Here is a 19,244-nt window from a genome sequence, read left to right as displayed (position 1 = left end):
CTGGGTTACTGGGTCTTCAGGTAAACGGATGGGTTGGTGCGGCTGATGCGCCAGGCCGGGTAAAGGCCGGCGAGAATACTCGCGAAGATGGCGAGGCCGACAGCGGCCAGCATCATTTCCCAGTTCATGGTGGCGATCTGGTCTACCTGGCCCATCGCCAGTGCGCGAATACCGGTCAAGCCGGCCAGCGCGAGGATAATGCCCAGCAACCCGCCAAGCACACCGATACAGCTGCTTTCAATCAGGTGCTGGGTGAATATGGCGTTACGACTTGCGCCTAGGGCCCGGCGCACGCCGGCCTCCGGTGCTTTGCGCAAAAATTTTGCCAGCAGCAGGGCAACGGCATTGACCACGCACACTAACAGGAAGGCTAGCGATGCCCAGCCCAGTACCCGGTTGTCGTTGCCCAGTACTTCATTCAGAACCAGCCATTCAGACGGGTGCGACAGGGCGAACTTCAGTGGGCGCTCAAAGCGGCCCTGTTCTTTCTGCTCACGGATATAGCCGGTGAGGAACTGCTCGTACGCTTCTTTCTGCTCGGCGCTATCCAGCTCTACCCAAAATTGAATCCACACGTGTTCTCCGAGCAGGAATCGCTCGTAGCCTTCGGCGCCCTCCGGTGCGCTGCTTGTCCAGCCATTGGTGTTGCCCCAACTGTAAATTTCATACTTGCGGTGCAAGCCGAAGGGGATATACAGCTCTTCGGAGTCTGCGAAGGGGTTGTTGTTCAGGTCGTAAATTTTTGGCGACGGATTCCAGTGCTTGAGCACACCGACGACGGTAAAGGGCTCGCCGTTCAGTTGTACAACTTTCCCGACACTGTTTTCACCACCAAACAGTTTTTCGTTGGTTTCTTTACTGAGCACCACAGATTGAACGGCAGCGCTATCCGCCTCCTTGTTCCAGGTGCCGCCGTATTCAAATGGTACGTCGAACAGTGAAAAGAAATCCCGGGTGGTTACGCGGGTATTGGCGGTAAACGGGCGCATGTCGGATTCGTCGAGATTGACGGTAAATCCAAAGCGGTGCATGGCCACCTGACGGGTGGGAATATCCGAGCGCAGTAGGGCAACGGCGTCGGGGTAGGTGAGCTGCCAGGGAATTTCATTGGCGGTATCCGCAGCCTGGTTCGGATCCCAGCTATCCAGCTGTACGGCATAGAGGACCTTGTCTTTATGCTCCAGGGCGTTCTGCGACATCATATAGTTCAATGTCAGTACGGTCATGGATGCACCCACGCCAACGGCGATGGCGGCGATCATAAGCGCGCTCAGGATAGGTGTTCCCCGCAAGCTGCGTATGGCGAGGCTGATGTAGTAGCCGATCATTTCGGTGTCCTTTTCTCTAATTCAGCGGTGCGATTTCAGCTTATGCACTGGCGATTTCTGGCTGCGCGATACTCTGGCGCAGGTCGGAGACCTGACCGTCCACGATCTGGATGTTGCGTTGCGCACGGCGCGCGAGATCCGGGTCGTGGGTGACCATGACGATGGTGGTGCCCCATTCGTTGATAAATTCCAGCAGTTCCATGACTTGACGTGCCATTAAGGAGTCGAGGTTGCCTGTGGGTTCGTCCGCGAGCAGGAAGCGGGGCTCGCCGGCGAGGGCACGGGCGATGGCGACGCGCTGTTGCTGACCGCCGGATAGTTGCGCAGGCAGGTGTTTGGCTCGGGCGGAGAGACCGACCTGTTCGAGGGATTTTTCGATACGGCGACGGCGCTCTTTGGCGTTGAAGCCGCGATAGCGCAGGGGAACGTCGATGTTATCGAACAGGTTGAGGTCGGGAATCAGGTTGAAGCCCTGAAAAATAAAGCCGATTTTTTCATTGCGCAGTCGCGAGCGGTCGCGGTCAGACAGGTTGCCGACTTCCTGTCCATCGAGCAGGTACTGGCCGCCGGTCGGGGTTTCGAGCAGGCCGGCGATATTGAGGAAGGTGGTTTTACCGGAACCGCTGGGGCCGGTAACGGAGACAAATTCCCCTTCATTGACTTCGAGGCTGAAGTCACGCAGTGCGTGCGTTTCAATGGTATCGGTGCGATAGCTTTTGCGGATATTGTGCATTTTGAGCATGGTGGATTTCCTTGTCTTCGCAGTTTTTAGTTTGTTATGTCTTTAAAATTTCGTGGCGGCGCTGCTACCGATTGTTGTTCGCGAGACACGCCGTGAACCCATCCATGGGGGCTCTTCTGCGAGGTCCCTCTCGCAGAAGGTCTCGCGAACAACAATCGGTAGCAGCGCCTGCACATCTGAGTTCAGTGCAAGCCGTTAATCTTTAAGCGCAACCAGCTGCGCCTTATCCAGCTCCTCCGCAGAGGAAGTAATGATCTGGTCCCCTTCCTCCAGGCCGGAAACAATCTCAACCTGGTTCAGTCCCAGCGCGCCAATGGTGATGGGCACCTTTACTGCCTGCTGCTGATCGTTCAGTTTCCACGCGAAGCGGCCGCCGGTCTGATCGAGAAAGGCGCCTCGCTTGACCAGCATGACGTCGTTGCGATTTTCCAGCAGCACGCGGGCGGTTAGGCGTAGGTTCTGGCGGAGGTTTTCAGGCTGGCCGTTGGTGAAGCGCACGCGGGCGGTGACCTGGTTGTTGATAACTTCCGGGGCGATCGCGGTGATTTCGCCGGGCAGCTTTTTACCACCGATATTGATTTCCACAGCCATGGCGAGGCCCAGATCGTCGGCGTAGTTTTCCGGGACCGCGGCTTCCAGCTCGAAGCTGGTGAGGTCCACCACGGTGAGCAATGGCGCATTGGCGGCGACAGCGGAGCGCTGGGTGGCCGTCAGGCTGCCGATGGTGCCGTCGACCGGAGAGACGATTTGCAGTTCATTGACCTTGCGCTGCAGTTCCTCTACCTGAAGCTGCTGCTGGTCCACCTGCAGTTGCAGGGTCTGGGTCTCGAAGGCAAGGGCTTCGTTTTCCAGTTGGGAATTCTGTACCGCCTGCTTGTACTCCAACTCCGCCCGGGCCAGATCGTCGCTGGCCTTCTCAAAGTCCAGCTGGGAGATGATCTGTTTCTCCATGGAAATTTCCGCACGCTTCAGCTCCCGCTGTGCCGCGGTCAGGTCCACCCTGGCGAGATCCGCCTTCTGGGTATTCTCCAGACGCTGGCGTTTGGCCTGGATCTTCTGCCGTGCAAGTTCCACACTCAGCTTGTTATACAGGGCGCTTTCCTGGGCCAGCTGGTTCTGCAACTGCGGACTGTCGACTTCTGCCAGCAGCTGCCCCTTTGCAACCGCATCACCGGCCTTCACCGCAAACTTCACAATCCCCTGCGCCGGGCTGAACAGGGTAGGGCTATTGGCCGCAACCACCTTCCCCTGAACCACCAGATCCCGCACCAGATCCCCTCGCTCCACCGCCGCGATATTGATCCGCGACAGCGACACGCTCGCATCCACCGCATTCGTGCTCTGCCAGCTCATCAGCCCCCAAACCACAAAAGCGGCCGCGCCGATGCCGAGACCGGCGCGCTTCAACAGGCGCGGGTTCTTCCACGGGCTCTGTGGAGTGAGTTGGACGTCCTGCCCGGAGGTATCTCTGATCATGTTGTTCCCAAGTTCTTAGAATCTGTTCTTCAGCCACTTTGATGCGCGTCTTCCTGCGTCCGGATGCAAAGCGGAATTTCTGGATGCTGCGGCCTTATCGCAATTGCCGTGCCAAGGCGGGTTTTGCGTTTAAGTGTTTGATATATAAGGGAAATAAATTTTCAGAAAGCTTTTGGATGACGGATGAGGTGTCCGCAAAAAGTGTCCGGACAGGCTGTGTCCGTGGGGGCGGACAGGAGTGGGAAAGCGCGACACGAGACCTGGGGAAGTTGTGACCGAGGCTGATGTTAAGGCGGCGATGCCGGGTACAGCTATGCAAGACCTTCCGCGAGAGGGACCTCGCGGAAGAGCCCCCATGGATGAGTTAAGGGGGGGCGCCTAGCTCGTGTCTCACCAAACTACACCCGGTAGCGTCGCCGCCGCTGAGCCATATCCGTGCCTCAAACCACTTGCCTGTTCTTTAGCCAGATCCCCCAAGATGCTAGAATCCGCGCCCGAATTTATGGCTCAAAAAGCCGGGCTCGAATAAGACCCTCAAGTCAGCATCCCAGACAGGCTCCCCTGATTATGCAGTTCTCCAACACCCTGTTGTCGTCAACCAGAAACGACTGGTTCGGCAACATCCGCCGCGACGTGCTCGCCGGCCTCGTCGTCGCCCTGGCCCTCATCCCCGAGGCCATCGCCTTCTCCATCATCGCCGGTGTCGACCCCCGGGTAGGCCTCTACGCCTCCTTCTGTATCGCCGTCGTCATCGCCTTCGTCGGTGGCCGCCCCGGCATGATCTCCGCAGCCACCGGCGCCATGGCCCTGCTCATGGTCACGCTGGTCAAAGAGCACGGCCTCCAGTACCTGCTTGCGGCGACACTATTAACTGGGGTGCTGCAGATCATCGCCGGCTACCTCAAGCTCGGCAGCCTGATGAGTTTTGTCTCGAGGGCTGTGGTCACGGGGTTTGTGAATGCGCTGGCGATCCTGATCTTTATGGCCCAGCTGCCAGAGCTCACCGATGTCACCTGGCACGTGTACGCCATGACCGCCGCCGGCCTCGGCATCATCTACCTGTTCCCCTATGTGCCGGTGATCGGCAAGATCCTGCCGTCACCGCTAGTGTGCATCCTGGTACTGACCGCGGTCGCGGTAACCCTGGGCATGGATATCCGCACCGTGGGGGATATGGGTGATCTGCCGGACACTCTGCCGGTGTTCCTGTGGCCGGACGTTCCGCTGAACTTCGAGACTCTGAAGATCATTTTCCCGTACTCCGCCGGCCTCGCCGTGGTGGGCCTGCTGGAATCTCTGATGACCGCCACCATCGTGGACGATCTGACCGATACCAACAGCGACAAGAACCGCGAGTGTAAGGGCCAGGGCATCGCCAACATCGGTGCGGGTATGCTCGGCGGTATGGCGGGCTGTGCGATGATTGGACAGTCCGTGATCAATGTGAAGTCTGGTGGCCGTGGCCGCCTGTCTACCCTCATCGCTGGTGTGGGGCTGTTGACCCTGGTGGTGTTCCTGAGCGATTGGGTGGCGGTGATCCCGATGGCGGCGCTGGTGGCGGTGATGATCATGGTGTCCATCGGTACCTTTGACTGGAGCTCGATCCGCAATCTGAACAAGTTGCCGTTGTCCACCAATCTGGTGATGCTGTCCACGGTGATTGTGGTAGTGTTTACCCATAATCTGGCGTTTGGCGTGTTTGTGGGTGTGCTGCTGGCGTCGCTGTTCTTCGCCAATAAGGTGAGCCACTTTATGTATGTGAGCTCAGAGTTGGATGAGGAGAAGAATTGCCGTACCTACACTGTGGTGGGGCAAGTGTTCTTCAATTCGGCGGACAAGTTTGTGGCGGCCTTTGATTTTAAAGAGGCGCTGGACAAGGTGGTGATTGACCTGAGCCGGGCGCACTTCTGGGATGTGTCGGCGGTATATTCCCTCGACAAGGCGGTAGTGAAGTTCCGCCGTGAGGGCGCCGAGGTCGAGCTGATTGGCCTGAACGAAGCCAGCTCTACCATCGTTGACCGCTTCGGTGTTCACGACAAGCCGGAAGAAATTGAGAAGGTATTGGGGGGACACTAGGCCCGGAGCTTCACATCGGGAGCTCTGTTTGGGCCCCGGTGGTGCCGAAACACTGGGTGGAAGTTTTTGAAATCGCACAAGTACATCCCTGTATGCTCCGGCGGCGACGTCCATGTCGCCGACGGTTTCAAAAACTTCCACCCAGCATTTCGGCTTCTCCCCTATCTCTATACTTCGTAAGTAGCCTGTATTACGTGGTTTATTCAGTTGGATAGCGATAGAGAGAAAATAATAAATGGCCGATCAGAAAGACCCCCTCGTACTTACCTGCATCGATGGCTCCCGCTACAGCGGTGCCGTCTGCGACTACGCCGCCTGGATCGCCAGCCGCGCATCAGCTCCCATCAAACTTCTTCACAATATTGAGCGTGTAACCACGCCAGCCGTCGCAGACCTGTCCGGCAGTATCGGCCTGGGTAGCCAGGAAGAGCTGCTGGAAGAGCTGACCAATCTGGAACAGCAGCGTTCAAAACTGTTGCTGGAGCAGGGCCGGCAGATGCTGGAGAGCGCGCGGGAGCGGGCGGTGAAGGCGGGGGCTGAGCGGGTGGTTACCTGTCAGCGCCACGGGTCTCTGATCGAATCGCTGGTGGAGCTGGAAGATCATATCCGCGTGCTGGTGCTCGGGATTCGCGGTGAGGAGCACGGGGAGTCGAACAAGGGGTTGGGTGCGCAGCTGGAGTCGATTGTGCGCTCGCTGCACAAGCCGATTCTGGTGGTGAATCGTGAGTTCAAGGTGCCGCACTCCATCATGCTCGCTTACGATGGCAGCGAGTCTGCCCGCAAGGCACTGGATATGGTGGCAACGAGCCCTGTGTTTAAAGGCGTGGACTGTCATCTTGTGTATGTGGGCGACGGTGGCGATTCGGTGTTGACCGAGGGGGCGGAAGCGTTGAGTAATGGTGGCGTTTATGTAGTTAGCGCCAGTCTCGAGGGCCGCACGGTGGAATCATTGATCGCCTACCAGCAGGAACACAATATCGATCTGACTGTGATGGGGGCCTTCAGCCACAGCAAGTTGCGCGATCTTCTGCTGGGTAGTGTTACCGCAAAAATGCTACTGGAAACCAACCAGCCGTTATTGTTGCTGCGCTAATTTCTGATGCCACTTAAATTCAAAAGCCTGTGGCAGGGGGCTGCCACAGGCTTTTTTTATTTTGCTTGAGTTCCAGAGCTAGCCCGCGAGCTTGCTGGCCTCCGCGGTTGAATTGGCTGCCTCGGCTACCGTCATCCCGGCCTTTTTATGAGGCGTCGGCTTGCCCTCCGCATCCAGCGCTACAAACACAATCCGCTCAACCCTGACGATCAACTCCCGCGTCTGCTTATTGCGCATCTCGCAATGCACCGTCAGCGACGTGCGGCCGATATCCGTAACCTCAAAACCGAATTCCACAATATCCCCGCAAACCGCCGAGCTGACGAAATCAATCTCTGACATCAGCTTGGTCACAATATTTGCCGTGCCCATCTGGCACCCCGCGAAAATGGCGGCCTCCTCATCTATCCACGCCAGAGCCTGGCCGCCGAACAGACGTTGGGCTGGGTTCAGGTCGCCGGGTTTTACAAAATGACGTGAGTAGTACTTCATGAGTGTTTACCTCGCTGGTTACCCCTTGATTGGGAATATGCTTACCGCTTTCCATGGCGGTCCCACAATATGAAGTGCATTAAGTGTGCCAAGGGTTTGCGCGATCTAACGAACGGGGGTACAGAAATTCGAAGGTAAGGAAAGGCGCCGGGTATAAGGTTTCAGAAGCGTCGGCAACAGGGATGTTGCCGACGCAGCGTACAGGGACGTATTCACAGCGGTTCTGAAACCTTATACCCGGTGCCTTGCCGCCACAGGAGGTAAAGCGCGAGACCGCTGGATCTGAAGTAGTCATTTATGCTTAATAATTAAGCGTTGCGCACCAGGAAAGGGCAAGTCAAAAATCGATCATTGGCTAAACTGGCCGCCACCCCCGAAATTCTGGCCACTAATCTCCCCAACCGTGACCTGTCACTATGGGAGTTACCCCTAAAGGCCATTAGAATGTCCCGCTTTATGGCTGCTCAGTCGGCCACTTTTGACTGAAAAGACCGAAGAATCACCAACGGAGAGCCCGGCATGATCATCCAGCCGAAAGTTCGCGGATTCATCTGCACCAACGCCCATCCGCAGGGCTGCGCCGCCAACGTGCGCGAACAGATCGAATACATCAAATCCCAGCCCGCCATCGAAGACGGCCCCAAAAACGTTCTCGTTGTCGGCGCCTCCACCGGCTATGGCCTCGCCTCCCGCATTACCGCCGCCTTCGGCTGTGGCGCCAGCACCCTCGGTGTATTCTTCGAAAAACCGCCCACAGAAAAACGTACCGCTTCTGCCGGTTACTACAACTCTGCTGCCTTCGAGGAAGAAGCCCACAAAGCCGGCCTGTATGCCAAAAGCATCAACGGCGACGCCTTCTCCAACGAAATCAAAGCCCAGGCCATCGACCTGATCAAACAGGATCTCGGCAAGATTGACCTGGTCATCTACAGTCTCGCCTCTCCGCGCCGTACCGACCCGGAAACCGGTGAACTGTACAACTCCGTATTGAAGCCCATCGGCAAGTCCTACACCGCCAAAAACCTCAACACCGACAAGCTGGAAATCTCCGACATCAGTGTTGACCCGGCGAGCGAAGAAGAAATCGCAGCCACGGTCAAAGTCATGGGTGGTGAAGACTGGGAACTGTGGATGAAAGCCCTCGGCGATGCGGGCGTACTGGCAGACGGCTGCAAAACCGTCGCCTACACCTATATCGGCGAAAAACTCACCTGGCCGATCTACGGCCACGCCACTATCGGCAAAGCCAAAGAAGATCTGGACCGCGCCGCCAAAGCCATCAGTGACAGTGGCAATGCCAGTGCCAACGTTGCGGTTCTGAAAGCCCTGGTTACCCAGTCCAGCTCCGCCATTCCGGTAATGCCCCTGTACATTTCCCTCGTCTACAAAGTGATGAAGGAAGAGGGCACCCACGAAGGTTGTATCGAGCAGCTGTACCGTCTGTACACCGAAGGCCTGTACACCGACAGCCCGCGCCTCGACGATACCAACCGCTTCCGTATGGACGAAAAGGAACTACGCCCGGAAACCCAGGCCAAGATAGAGAAACTCTGGCCGGAGGTGACCGAGGAAAACCTGTTTGAGCTGACCGACTACAAAGGTTATGCAGACGATTTCCTCAAACTGTTTGGGTTTGGTGTAAAAGGTGTCGATTACGAAGCCGACACCAGCCCGCTGGTGGAAGCGGACTTCAAATAAGCCGTTTTTCCCATCCGATGAAAACGCCGGGCAATTGCCCGGCGTTTTTGTTTTTGCGAACGGGCGAGCCAAATCGGCATAATGCGGCCACAAGATTTCAGGAGAAGAAAATGGAAACTCGCACACTGGGCAAGACGGATCTCCAGGTCAGCAAGATTTGCCTCGGCACCATGACATTTGGCGAACAGAACAGTGAGACTGAAGCGTTCGAGCAATTGGACTATGCCACTGCAAACGGCGTAAATTTTATCGACTGTGCGGAGATGTACCCGGTGCCGCCCAAGCCGGAAACTTACGGCCGTACCGAGGAAATAATCGGTAATTGGCTGCATAAAACCGGCCGCCGTAACGATGTGGTGTTGGCAACCAAAGTGACCGGGCGAAGTGCAGCAAACTCCGGTGTCGGCCATGTTCGCGGCGGCCCGCGATTGGATCGTGATCAGATACTCAAGGCCTGTGATGATTCCCTGGTGCGCCTCAGGACTGACTGTATCGATCTCTATCAGGTGCACTGGCCAGAGCGCCAGGCCAACTTCTTTGGCAGGCTCGGCTATCAACACGGCGATGATGATGGTGTGGACATCAGCGAAACCCTCGCCGCCCTCGAAGAGTTGGTCAAGGCGGGTAAGGTTCGCCATATTGGCCTGTCCAACGAGACTCCCTGGGGCGTGCACCGTTACCTGCGTCTGGCCGCCCATGGCAACCGGCCGCGGGTAGCGTCGATCCAGAATCCTTACAGTCTGCTGAACCGTACCTTTGAAGTAGGTCTGGCGGAAATGGCGATTCGAGAGCAGTGCGGGCTGCTGGCATATTCTCCGCTTGCGTTTGGTACCCTGAGCGGAAAGTACCTTAATGGCGCCCGACCGGAAGGGGCTCGCCTGACCCTGTTCGAGCGCTTCCAGCGCTATACCGGCGAACGGGCGGTTGCCGCAACGGAGGCCTACGCCGCCTTGGCCAGGGAGTTTGGTCTGGATGCTGCGCAAATGGCTCTGGCGTTCGTAAACCAGCAACCTTTTGTCACCAGTAACATCATTGGCGCGACAACCATGGCGCAGTTGAAGTCCAATATTGCCAGCGCCGAATTGACCCTGAGCGATGAACTGCTGGCGGCCATTGACGAAATACACACCCGTAACCCTAACCCCGCCCCTTGAAATTGACGGCTTGCGCCGGCACCCACTGTTAGTGAGACGGCAGCCAGGGGGTGCGGTAGCTGACCGTGAAGCCAGGTCGGTTTGGCGCATGGTTATCTATACTGGATAACATCTGTCGGCTGATCTGGCGCTGCCATGCGCTGATCCTGCGGGCTGCTCAACAACGGCAACTCACACCAAGGGGAAAGGTTATGGAAACCGGACATCACACGCTGAATGATCTCTTTGCCCAGTTAGGGCTTGGTTCTGATAACGATGCCATCGAGGATTTCTTGAGTCGCCATCACTTGGCGGGGGAAGAAAAACTGGCCGGGGCGACCTTCTGGAGTGACAGCCAGCGCAAGTTTCTGCGGGAGGCGATCCTTGAAGACTCTGATTGGTGTGAAATCGTGGACGAACTGGACGTCTTGCTTCGGCATTGAACACTTACCAGGCAGCAAAGCACGGTTGTCTGGATAGACTTGCGGGGCTAATTTGTGATGGCCTGGGCGTTGCCCGGTGCCGGCTATATCCGGCGATGGGGCTGCGGCGCTATAATGCGCCGCTTTGTTTCGGCCGTAGTGATGGCCGGAATTCCTGTTCCCGATCGCAGTTATCCGCATTTTATGGAAAAACCCCACTTTCGCGCCGCTTTGCTGCACCCCCGTTACTGGCTGACCTGGTTCCTCTTCGGGACCTGGTATCTGGTGGCCCAGCTGCCATATCGCTGGCAGATATCGCTGGGGCGGCTGATTGGTCGCCTGATGCTGCGCTTTGCCAATAGCCGCCGCCTGATCGCCGAGCGCAACCTCGCCCTGTGCTTTCCTGAACTTTCCCCGATGAAACGCGAGCAGCTGCTGCGTCGTAATTTTGCCTCCAACGGTATCGCGCTGATGGAAACCGGCATGGCCTGGTTTCGATCCAGTCGCTGGCTGCGTCGCCGCTTCACGATCGAGGGACTCGAGCATCTGCAGCAGCCGCACGAGCAGGGGCAAGGTGTGGTTTTGATGGCCATGCACTTTACTACCCTAGAGATTGGTGCCGCTTTTATGAGCATGAGCCACCCGGTGGATGGCATGTACAGGCCGCACAAAAACCCGGTGTACGATTACATGCAACGCAAGGGGCGTGAGCGCCACGGGGAAAGTTCCAACGTGCTGCAGCGCAAAGATGTGCGCGGCATGTTGCGCGCCCTACAGCGTGGCCGCGCGGTCTGGTACGCCCCGGATCAGGATTACGGTATCAAGCAGGGGGTGTTCGCGCCGCTGTTCGGTATTCAGACGGCGACGGTGACCGGCACCTCCCGTTTTGCCCGGGTCGGCCGAGCCAAGGTGGTGCCCTACACCGTCACCCGCCTGGAAGAAAAGGGAATCTATCTGGTCCGGGTGCACCCACCGCTCGAGGAGATACCCTCTGGCGACGAGTACAGAGATGCGGTCCTGGTGAATCAATTTGTGGAAGCGCGCATGCGGGAAAACCCCTCTCAATACATGTGGGTGCACCGCCGCTTCAAAACCCGTCCGGAAGGGGAGGACAGCTTCTACCCCCCGCGCAAAAAAAGGCGGAAAAAGCGCAAAATTTAACCGATTTTGTTGCGGTGAGTTTCTCCGCAGCGGGATGACTTTTTTGCGCTGGCATCGAACTGGCACGCTCAGTAACATACCGCATTCATTTTTAGGTGGTATCAGCCGGCCCCCGGCCGGTTAGAGAAGGAGTTGCAATGATTTCCGGCAGTATGGTGGCGCTTGCCACACCCATGTTTGCAGATGGTGGCCTGGATTGGGACAAGCTGCACGATCTGGTGGAGTGGCATATCGAGCAGGGCACCCGCGCCCTGGTAGCGGTGGGTACTACCGGTGAATCCGCGACCCTGGATGTGCACGAACACCTGGAAGTCATCCGCCGCGTTGTGGATCAGGTTGCGGGCCGTATTCCGGTGATTGCCGGTACCGGCGCCAATTCCACTACCGAAGCCATCGAGCTCACCACCACCGCAGCCAAGTGCGGCGCGGATGCCTGCCTGCTGGTGACCCCTTACTACAACAAGCCTACCCAGGAAGGCCTGTATCAGCACTTCAAGGCAGTGGCCAAGGCCGTTGCCATCCCACAGATCCTCTACAATGTGCCGGGGCGAACAGCGGTGGACATGCTGCCGGATACCGTGGCCCGTTTGAGCGCCATCAGTAATATTGTCGGTATCAAGGAAGCGACAGGTGACCTGGAGCGCGCCCGTGCAGTGATCGATCTGGTGCCCGAGGACTTCGCCGTCTACTCTGGTGACGATGCTACTGCGGTGGAGCTGATGCTATTGGGCGGCCACGGTAACATCAGTGTGACCGCGAACGTGGCCCCTGCGGCCGTCGCGCAAATGTGTGAAGCGGCCTTGGCGGGTGACGCCGAAACTGCCCGCGCTATCAACCAGCGCATCGAAATATTGCACAAAACGCTGTTTGTGGAGTCCAACCCGATACCGGTGAAGTGGGCATTGAAGGAAATGGGCCGTATTGACGGCGGAATTCGCCTGCCCCTCACTGGTCTGTCTTCCGAGTATCACGGTGTAGTGCGTGACGCACTGCGCAGCGCCGGGGTGCTCTGACAGTCGAGCGTGGGTGTGCACACCCGAGGTGGCGTGCACCGCCGTAACTGGACTAACGTGATCGCGATTGATTCGACAAGGTACGAATAATGACAAAATTGACTGCCGGAGCCCTGCTGTGCACCGTGGTTTCTACCCTCAGCGGCTGTGGCATCTTCGGTGACGACGGCTATTTCCGCGACCGCGGTGACGACTACCAGCTGGCCAACAGTCTGCCTCCGCTGCAGATGCCGGATGGGGTTACCGCCAAACATCAGGAAGAACTCTACGAGGTTCCGCACATCAGCGCCGATGTGGATCGGGGCGAATTTGTAGTACCCCGCCCGCAGGCGCTTTCGGTCAATGTGGGGCTCGACCGGGTAAAAATCCAAAAATTGGGCAACCGCCGCTGGGTGCTGGTCAATCAGCCACCAGATGAAGTCTGGCCGCAGCTGCATTACTTCCTGCGTACCACCGGCCTGCAGCTCGCCATGTCGGATGCTGGCGCCGGTACCATGGAAACCACCTGGCTGACCTTCGGGGAAAACCCGGATACCAAAGACAAGTACCGCCTGCAGGTAGAGTCCGGCGTGCAGCCGGACACCACCGAAATTCACGTGCGTCACCTGTCGGTACCTATGGAGTCACCGGCCAGTGTTGCGGTCGAATGGCCTGCGCAGTCCAGCAGTGATGAGCGCGAAGGTTGGATGATCGATGAGATGTCTTCCGCCCTGGCGGCAGATTCCAGCGGAGCGGCAGCTTCTCTAGTGGCCCAGGCCATCGGTGGAGGCAAGGTGAAAGTGCAGGTGATGGAGCCGGCGGGCAAAGAGCCGTTCGTGTCCCTTGGCCTCGCCATGAACCGCGCCTGGGCAACGGTATCCCATGCACTGAACACCGGCGCATACCGCCTGCACAAGGAAGACTCTGATATCGGCATCTTCTATGTGACCTACGATGTGGACCGCGAGTTGTCCGATGAAGAAGATGGCTGGTTCTCCAGCTGGCGCTCTGGTAAGGGCGAGGACAAGCTGGCAAAACAGGCGGATGCCTACAGCCTGCAACAGGTCCTGGCGAACATCGACCTGAATGCCAAGGTACAGCCCGCGCTGTTCAGCAATCTTCAGGGCCTTGGTGGTGCACCGAATGCCGATATTCCCGGGTATCTGGTTGTGCTGCGAGGTGTAGATGAGGCCATTGAAGTGCGCGTGCGGGACACCCGCGGCCTGCCGCTGCCGCGAGCAAAAGCCTCCGAACTGCTGATGGCAATCCGTCAGAACCTGATCTGACGGCGGGTACCCTCGATTATGGCGATCAGATTTGCCTCCCTGGGAAGTGGCAGTAAGGGCAATGGCACTCTGGTCGCCTGTGGTGATCACTGTCTGCTGGTGGACTGCGGTTTCACCATCAAGGAAACCGAGCGGCGCATGGCGCGGCTCGGTATCTCTCCCGCGGACCTCTCCGCAATCCTCGTAACTCATGAACACAGCGATCATATGGGCGGTGTCGGCCCCCTGGCGCGCAAATACCGGCTGCCGGTTTATCTGACCCCGGGCACGCTGCGCGCGAGGGATATTGGCTCGTTGCCGGCAATCCAGCTCATAGAAGGGCATCAGCCATTTGCGATTGGCGATATCCAGATTACCCCGGTTGCGGTTCCCCATGACGCGCGTGAGGCGGCGCAGTTTGTGTTCCGCAGCCGCGGCAGCAGCCTGGGACTGCTCACCGACCTCGGTACCATCACCCCGCATGTGGAGGCTCACTTCGGTGACTGCGATGCCCTGGTATTGGAGGCGAATCACGATCCCCAGATGCTCGCCCAGGGACCTTACCCGCCCTCCCTGAAGCGGCGCGTAGGCGGAGCTTACGGGCACCTCAGCAATCAGCAGGCTGCCGGATTCCTGCAGCGGGTCGGAAGTGAGAGGCTGCAGCACCTTGTGGTCGCGCACATCAGTGAAAAGAACAACAGTCTGGAGCTGGCCCGCGCGGCACTGTCAGAAGCCGCCGCCAAAGCGGCAAACTGTATTTACGCTTGCCAGCAAGAGGGGTTCGACTGGCTTCAGGTTGAGGCCCGCGGCACTCATCCTTCGGCCTCCGCAGCTGCGTCGATAGAAAATACCCTGCTGGAAACGCTAGACTAGCCATTCACCATAAGCCGCTCCGACGGCGGCGATCTGCCCTCCCCTCGCGAAAAGGAGTTTCCCCGTGGCCGCACTCGATTACCTCACCCGCACCGATAGTGGCGCCCTGTACGGCAAGCCTGGCCTCGATCTGTTATTGGTGGAGACCGGACAATGCCGCGCAGTAATTGCGCTGCAAGGGGCCCAGGTACTGGAATTTACCGCCCAGGGACGCGCGCCGTTGTTGTGGCTGAGCCCTTCCGCGTCATTTGCTCCAGAATCCGCGGTACGTGGTGGTGTGCCCCTGTGCCTGCCTTGGTTTGGCGAAAACCGCAGTGACCCATCCAAGCCCAAGCACGGTCTGGTGCGCTCGCGCCTTTGGACCCTGGACACTAGTGAGGAGCGCGCCGATGGCGAGGTGCAGCTGAAATTATCATTCGAGCATACTGGAGATGCGCTGTTTGCGGACAGCTTTGCCTGCGCGCTGACCATTGGCCTGGGCCAGTCACTGACCTTTGAGCTGGAGCTGACCAATACCGCTGATCGCACCGTGGAGTTTAGCTGGGCGCTGCATAGCTATTTCGCGGTTGCCGATGTCAATCAGGTCCAGGTGGAGGGGTTGTCCGGTGTAGAGTATCTGGATAAAACCCGGGACTTCGCCCGCGACCGACTTGAAGGGAAGCAGACTTTTTCCGGCGAGGTGGATCGGGTGTTCGAGCATGCATCGGCAGAACAGACCATTATCACACCCAACCCGATCAAGGCCCGCAGTGAAAACTGCCACACAGTGATCACCTGGAATCCGGGAGCCGAGCTGGCGGCCACCATTGGCGATATTGGCGCGGACTATGCTGGCTTCGTATGTGTCGAGCACGGCAACGCCTTTGCCAATAGCTGGCGGCTGGGCGCCGGTGAATCCGCCAGCGCGCGTCTCCAGTTGAGCCGCTAAGGCGGGAGCTATCCCATGCAGACGGGCCTTATTCACGCCTATTTACTCGATGGCAACGGGCGCGGCCGTCGCCTGAGCTGGGCCGAGGTCGAGACCTGGAACGCGGCACAAGGTCGCCTGTGGGTGCACCTGGATTATACGGATACTGATGCTCGCGCCTGGATCAGCGGCCGCGCCAGGCTGGACTCCCTGGTGGCCGAAGCACTGCTCACCGAGGAAACCCGCCCGCGCACCACCTCCATGGGCGAGGGTCTGTTGATCGCCCTGCGCGGGGTCAATCTCAATCCGGAGTCGCAACCGGAAGACATGGTATCCATTCGCCTGTGGGCCGAGGAGTCTCGGGTCATCAGCACCCGCAAGCGTCAACTGCTTTCCATTAACGACCTTTGCCAGCAGCTCGAAAGTGGCCGCGGCCCGTGCACTATCGCTGGACTGGTAGTGGAGCTTGCGGATCTGCTGGTGTGGCGGATGAGCGACACCGTGGATACCTTTGAAGACACCATCGACGATCTGGAAGACCGGGTCGTGACCGGCGCCAGTGGCAGTCTGCGCCTGGATCTCGCTGTACTGCGCAAGCAGACCATCACTCTGCGGCGCTATCTGTCCCCGCAGCGGGAGGCTCTGGCGCGGCTGATGGTGGAGAAACTGGACTGGATTGAGGAACAGGATCGACTGCAGCTGCGGGAAGTGAGCGATCGCCTGCTTCGCCATATCGAAGACATCGATGCGGTGCGCGAGCGCGCAGCGGTGACCCAGGAAGAACTGATGAGCCGTATTTCCGAGCAACTCAACAGCCGCATGTATGTTCTGTCGATTATCGCCGCGATCTTCCTGCCGCTTGGCTTTTTAACCGGCCTGTTGGGGGTGAACGTCGGAGGGATCCCGGGTTCCGAGAACCCCCAGGCGTTTGTGATTTTCAGCGCGTTACTGGTCGTTACGGTGGCTATCCAACTGGTGGTATTTCGCTGGAAAAAGTGGCTTTAAACCTACTGCGCTGGCGGCGTCCGGCGGCCACCACCAGCCGCCCGCTTACAACGGTTTAAGATATCTGCTTACCCGAAAATAGTGGCCGTCTGGCGGGAGAGTGCAATCAGTTGCCCATTTGAATCCCACAGGCGTGCCGCAATGACCGCGTAACCGTCTTTTGCCTGTTCCACTTCCGCCAGGTATTGCCACCAGTCGCTCGGGCCGGCAGAGATCGTGTGGGCCACAGGCATCCACTCCACCGTCCAGGTCAAAGAGCTGGCGGGGGCCAGGGTCTTCAGCATCGATAGCGCCGCCGGGGGCCATGCATCGATCAGCGCCAGGAGGTGACTGATACTGGCGGGCCTGCCTGTGGGCTCCTCGTCGTCTGTTTTAAACCGGATCCAGCCACCGATACGCCCTTCATCACTACCGGTAAAAGGCAGGGCACCGGCGCCCAGCCGATAATCAAACTTCTGGGTAAACTCCGGCACCAGTCCCTCGATATAGGGTAGTGCCTGGCAGTCATCAGGCGGCGGAAAGTCCGGCGCCTTGCCCGCGCCCACCGAAATCGTAGATTCTCTGGGCTTGCCAAAACTGGCGAGGGCGGCGGTGGTTACCTGGTCGCCCTGGGCCCCATGAGCCTCGATCTGCACCGCTGAGCGACCGGCGCGCAAAACGCGCGCCGAGGTGTTCAACGGGCCCGCTTCTGCGGGGGCAACAAAAGAGAGGGTCAGGGAGCGCAGCGGTGTATTTTGTGCATCTTCACCGGTGGCTTTTTCCAGGGCTGCTTCGATGGGTTGGTACAGCATGGCGGCCACCAGGCCACCAAAAGTGGCGCGCCCCTGGCTCCAGCCTGGAGGAATCTCCCATTGATCGCTATTGCGCGCATGTTGGATAGTGGTCTCGAAATCCATGCTGCCTACCTGTTATCGGGAATCTTGTTGTTAGCTGAAGCTGTGGTCTGTGTCTGGGAAAACACCGTTTTTCACGTCTTCGGCATATTTGCGCAGCGCGCCGGGAATATCACCGGCCTCCACCAGGAAATTTTTGGAAAATTTCGGCGGCTTTTCGGTAAGTCCCAGAATGTCGTTGATTACCAGGACCTGGGCATCGGTGTGTGGGCCCGCACCAATACCGATGGTGGGCATGGTGACGGTTTCGGTGATCCGTTTGCCGAGGTCTGAGGGCACACACTCCAGTACCAGCAGGTCCGCCCCGGCTTCATCCAGCTGCACCGCATCATCGAGAATCTCGCCAGCGCGTTCGTCGTCCCGTCCTTGCACGCGGAAGCCTCCCAGCTTGTGAACAGACTGCGGTGTGAGCCCCAGGTGTGCACACACGGGAATTCCGCGTTCGGTCAGCATTTTTACTGTGGGCGCCAGCCAGGCGCCGCCTTCGATTTTCACCATGTGCGCGCCCGCCTGCATGATCCGGGTGGCGTTGGTGAGTGCCTGCTCCGGGGTGGCGTAAGTCATAAAGGGCAGATCGCCCATAATCAGCGACTTTTTATTGCCTCGCGCCACCGCTTCCACGTGGTAGATCATCTGCTCCATGGTGACAGGTATGGTGCTGTCGTAACCGAGCACTGTCATACCGAGAGAGTCGCCAATGAGTAAGGTTTCCACGCCGGTTTTCTGGGCCATTGCCGCCATGGGCGCGTCATACAGGGCGACGCAGATAAATTTCTCGCCGTCTGCTTTCATCTTTCGCAGAGTCTGTACCGTAACGGGTTTACTCAGCTCGCTGGATCCATAGGGCATGGTGTTTTCTCGCGTTGCGGGCATTCGGCCCTGACTTTGTAGGTTAACGGCTGCAACGCCTTGTGGGCGTCGCGCTTCGAGCGCGCCGGGTCAGAGGTTTATTTCCCGGGATTGTAGTAGTGACGGCCGCTTTTTACGTTCAACAGGTATTCCACCAGCTGCAAGTAGTCACTTTGCTGATCGACGATATCGATTTCCGCACAGTTGACGATCAACAATGGGGCCTGATCGTAGTAGTGGAAAAAATTGGTATAGGCCTCGTTTAGTGTGGCCAGGTAATCGTTGCTGATGCTGCGCTCGGCTGCGATACCGCGCTTGTGAATACGTTCCTGTAGTACGTTTAACGGTGCCTGCAGGTAGATCACCAGGTCTGGCTTCGGAGCCTCCAGGGTGAGGTGCTGATACACCTGGCGGTAGAGCAGTAATTCGTCGCTGTCGAGGGTGACCTCGGCAAACAGGTGATCTTTTTCAATCAAAAAGTCCGCTACCCGCACCGGTTTGAACATATCGTCCTGGCGCAGAGCCTGAATCTGTTGCGAGCGCTGCAGCAGGAAGTGAAGCTGAGTGGGAAGGGCGGTGCTTTTCGGGTCGCGGTAAAAGCGCTCCAGGAAGGGGTTGTCTTCCGGGAGCTCGAGCAGCGTATCGTAATTGAAGGTGGCAGCGAGCTTTTTGGCCAGCGTGGTTTTACCTACGCCGATGTTGCCTTCCACGGCAATAAAGCGCGGCAGTTCGCGGCCATTGAGTTCCAGTTCGTGTGAAAGGTTTTCTGCTCGGTAGTCTTCGCCTGCAGGGGCGTCTGGGGCGGAAATCGGGGGCACCGAGATTACTCCTTATTGTTC

At 58.3% G+C, this 19,244-nt stretch carries 18 protein-coding genes; 11 read left to right on the top strand and 7 right to left on the bottom strand.

Translation table 11 applies throughout. The features are described 5' to 3' along the window. Positions 1-5 precede the first annotated feature (5 nt). From AU11_RS07240 to AU11_RS07230, 3 genes are all read right to left on the bottom strand, one after another. Positions 6-1,328, bottom strand: a complete 1,323-nt coding sequence (locus AU11_RS07240; RefSeq protein WP_043317541.1) for an ABC transporter permease — start codon at positions 1,326-1,328, stop codon at positions 6-8. Positions 1,329-1,368: 40 nt separating this feature from the next. Then, positions 1,369-2,070, bottom strand: a complete 702-nt coding sequence (locus AU11_RS07235; protein WP_043317539.1) for an ABC transporter ATP-binding protein — start codon at positions 2,068-2,070, stop codon at positions 1,369-1,371. 195 nt (positions 2,071-2,265) lie between these two features. Beyond that, on the bottom strand, positions 2,266-3,546 hold the full coding sequence (locus AU11_RS07230) for an efflux RND transporter periplasmic adaptor subunit (RefSeq protein WP_043317537.1): 1,281 nt from the start codon (positions 3,544-3,546) through the stop codon (positions 2,266-2,268). 567 nt (positions 3,547-4,113) lie between these two features. Here AU11_RS07230 and AU11_RS07225 point away from each other — a divergent pair. Both AU11_RS07225 and AU11_RS07220 read left to right on the top strand, forming a co-directional pair. After that, on the top strand, positions 4,114-5,622 hold the full coding sequence (locus tag AU11_RS07225; RefSeq protein WP_043317535.1) for a SulP family inorganic anion transporter: 1,509 nt from the start codon (positions 4,114-4,116) through the stop codon (positions 5,620-5,622). 235 nt (positions 5,623-5,857) lie between these two features. After that, positions 5,858-6,715: a universal stress protein gene (locus AU11_RS07220; RefSeq protein WP_043317533.1), complete on the top strand. Its 858-nt coding sequence runs from the start codon at positions 5,858-5,860 to the stop codon at positions 6,713-6,715. Positions 6,716-6,793: 78 nt separating this feature from the next. Here the strand turns inward: AU11_RS07220 and AU11_RS07215 are convergent, their stop codons facing one another. Continuing rightward, positions 6,794-7,207 (bottom strand): acyl-CoA thioesterase, encoded by a 414-nt coding sequence (locus tag AU11_RS07215; protein ID WP_043317531.1) that lies wholly within the window; start codon positions 7,205-7,207, stop codon positions 6,794-6,796. Positions 7,208-7,726: 519 nt separating this feature from the next. Here AU11_RS07215 and fabV point away from each other — a divergent pair. The 9 genes from fabV to zntB all read left to right on the top strand — a co-directional run bounded on the left by fabV (position 7,727) and on the right by zntB (position 16,663). Beyond that, entirely contained in the window at positions 7,727-8,905 is a 1,179-nt protein-coding gene (gene fabV, locus AU11_RS07210; RefSeq protein ID WP_043317530.1) for an enoyl-ACP reductase FabV, read from the top strand. Positions 8,906-9,015: 110 nt separating this feature from the next. After that, the gene (locus tag AU11_RS07205; RefSeq protein WP_043317528.1) at positions 9,016-10,059 is read left to right on the top strand and encodes an NADP(H)-dependent aldo-keto reductase; all 1,044 of its coding nucleotides are present in this window, start codon (positions 9,016-9,018) and stop codon (positions 10,057-10,059) included. A gap of 191 nt (positions 10,060-10,250) precedes the next feature. Next, positions 10,251-10,481: a DUF2789 domain-containing protein gene (locus AU11_RS07200; protein WP_043317526.1), complete on the top strand. Its 231-nt coding sequence runs from the start codon at positions 10,251-10,253 to the stop codon at positions 10,479-10,481. A gap of 114 nt (positions 10,482-10,595) precedes the next feature. Then, positions 10,596-11,621: an LpxL/LpxP family Kdo(2)-lipid IV(A) lauroyl/palmitoleoyl acyltransferase gene (lpxL, locus tag AU11_RS07195; RefSeq protein WP_231491670.1), complete on the top strand. Its 1,026-nt coding sequence runs from the start codon at positions 10,596-10,598 to the stop codon at positions 11,619-11,621. 137 nt (positions 11,622-11,758) lie between these two features. After that, positions 11,759-12,634, top strand: a complete 876-nt coding sequence (gene dapA, locus AU11_RS07190) for a 4-hydroxy-tetrahydrodipicolinate synthase (RefSeq protein ID WP_043317524.1) — start codon at positions 11,759-11,761, stop codon at positions 12,632-12,634. An 89-nt stretch (positions 12,635-12,723) separates the two neighbouring features. Further along, positions 12,724-13,899: an outer membrane protein assembly factor BamC gene (bamC, locus tag AU11_RS07185; protein WP_043317522.1), complete on the top strand. Its 1,176-nt coding sequence runs from the start codon at positions 12,724-12,726 to the stop codon at positions 13,897-13,899. Between the two features lie 18 nt (positions 13,900-13,917). Next, complete coding sequence (locus AU11_RS07180) at positions 13,918-14,751, top strand: MBL fold metallo-hydrolase (RefSeq protein WP_081847976.1); 834 nt, start codon at positions 13,918-13,920, stop codon at positions 14,749-14,751. Between the two features lie 64 nt (positions 14,752-14,815). Next, entirely contained in the window at positions 14,816-15,679 is an 864-nt protein-coding gene (locus AU11_RS07175; protein ID WP_051687015.1) for a D-hexose-6-phosphate mutarotase, read from the top strand. A 15-nt stretch (positions 15,680-15,694) separates the two neighbouring features. Next, positions 15,695-16,663, top strand: coding sequence for a zinc transporter ZntB (gene zntB, locus AU11_RS07170; protein WP_043317518.1), 969 nt, complete (start codon positions 15,695-15,697; stop codon positions 16,661-16,663). 68 nt (positions 16,664-16,731) lie between these two features. Here the strand turns inward: zntB and AU11_RS07165 are convergent, their stop codons facing one another. The 3 genes from AU11_RS07165 to AU11_RS07155 form a co-directional block, all read right to left on the bottom strand. Next, entirely contained in the window at positions 16,732-17,559 is an 828-nt protein-coding gene (locus AU11_RS07165) for a thioesterase family protein (RefSeq protein WP_043317517.1), read from the bottom strand. 30 nt (positions 17,560-17,589) lie between these two features. Further along, positions 17,590-18,405 (bottom strand): 3-methyl-2-oxobutanoate hydroxymethyltransferase, encoded by an 816-nt coding sequence (gene panB, locus AU11_RS07160; RefSeq protein ID WP_043317515.1) that lies wholly within the window; start codon positions 18,403-18,405, stop codon positions 17,590-17,592. A gap of 98 nt (positions 18,406-18,503) precedes the next feature. Then, on the bottom strand, positions 18,504-19,154 hold the full coding sequence (locus tag AU11_RS07155) for a deoxynucleoside kinase (RefSeq protein WP_043318423.1): 651 nt from the start codon (positions 19,152-19,154) through the stop codon (positions 18,504-18,506). Between the last annotated feature and the right edge of the window lie 90 nt (positions 19,155-19,244).

Source organism: Microbulbifer sp. HZ11, assembly GCF_000708675.1.
Lineage (GTDB): Bacteria > Pseudomonadota > Gammaproteobacteria > Pseudomonadales > Cellvibrionaceae > Microbulbifer.
This window is presented reverse-complemented; position numbering and strand designations above follow the sequence as displayed.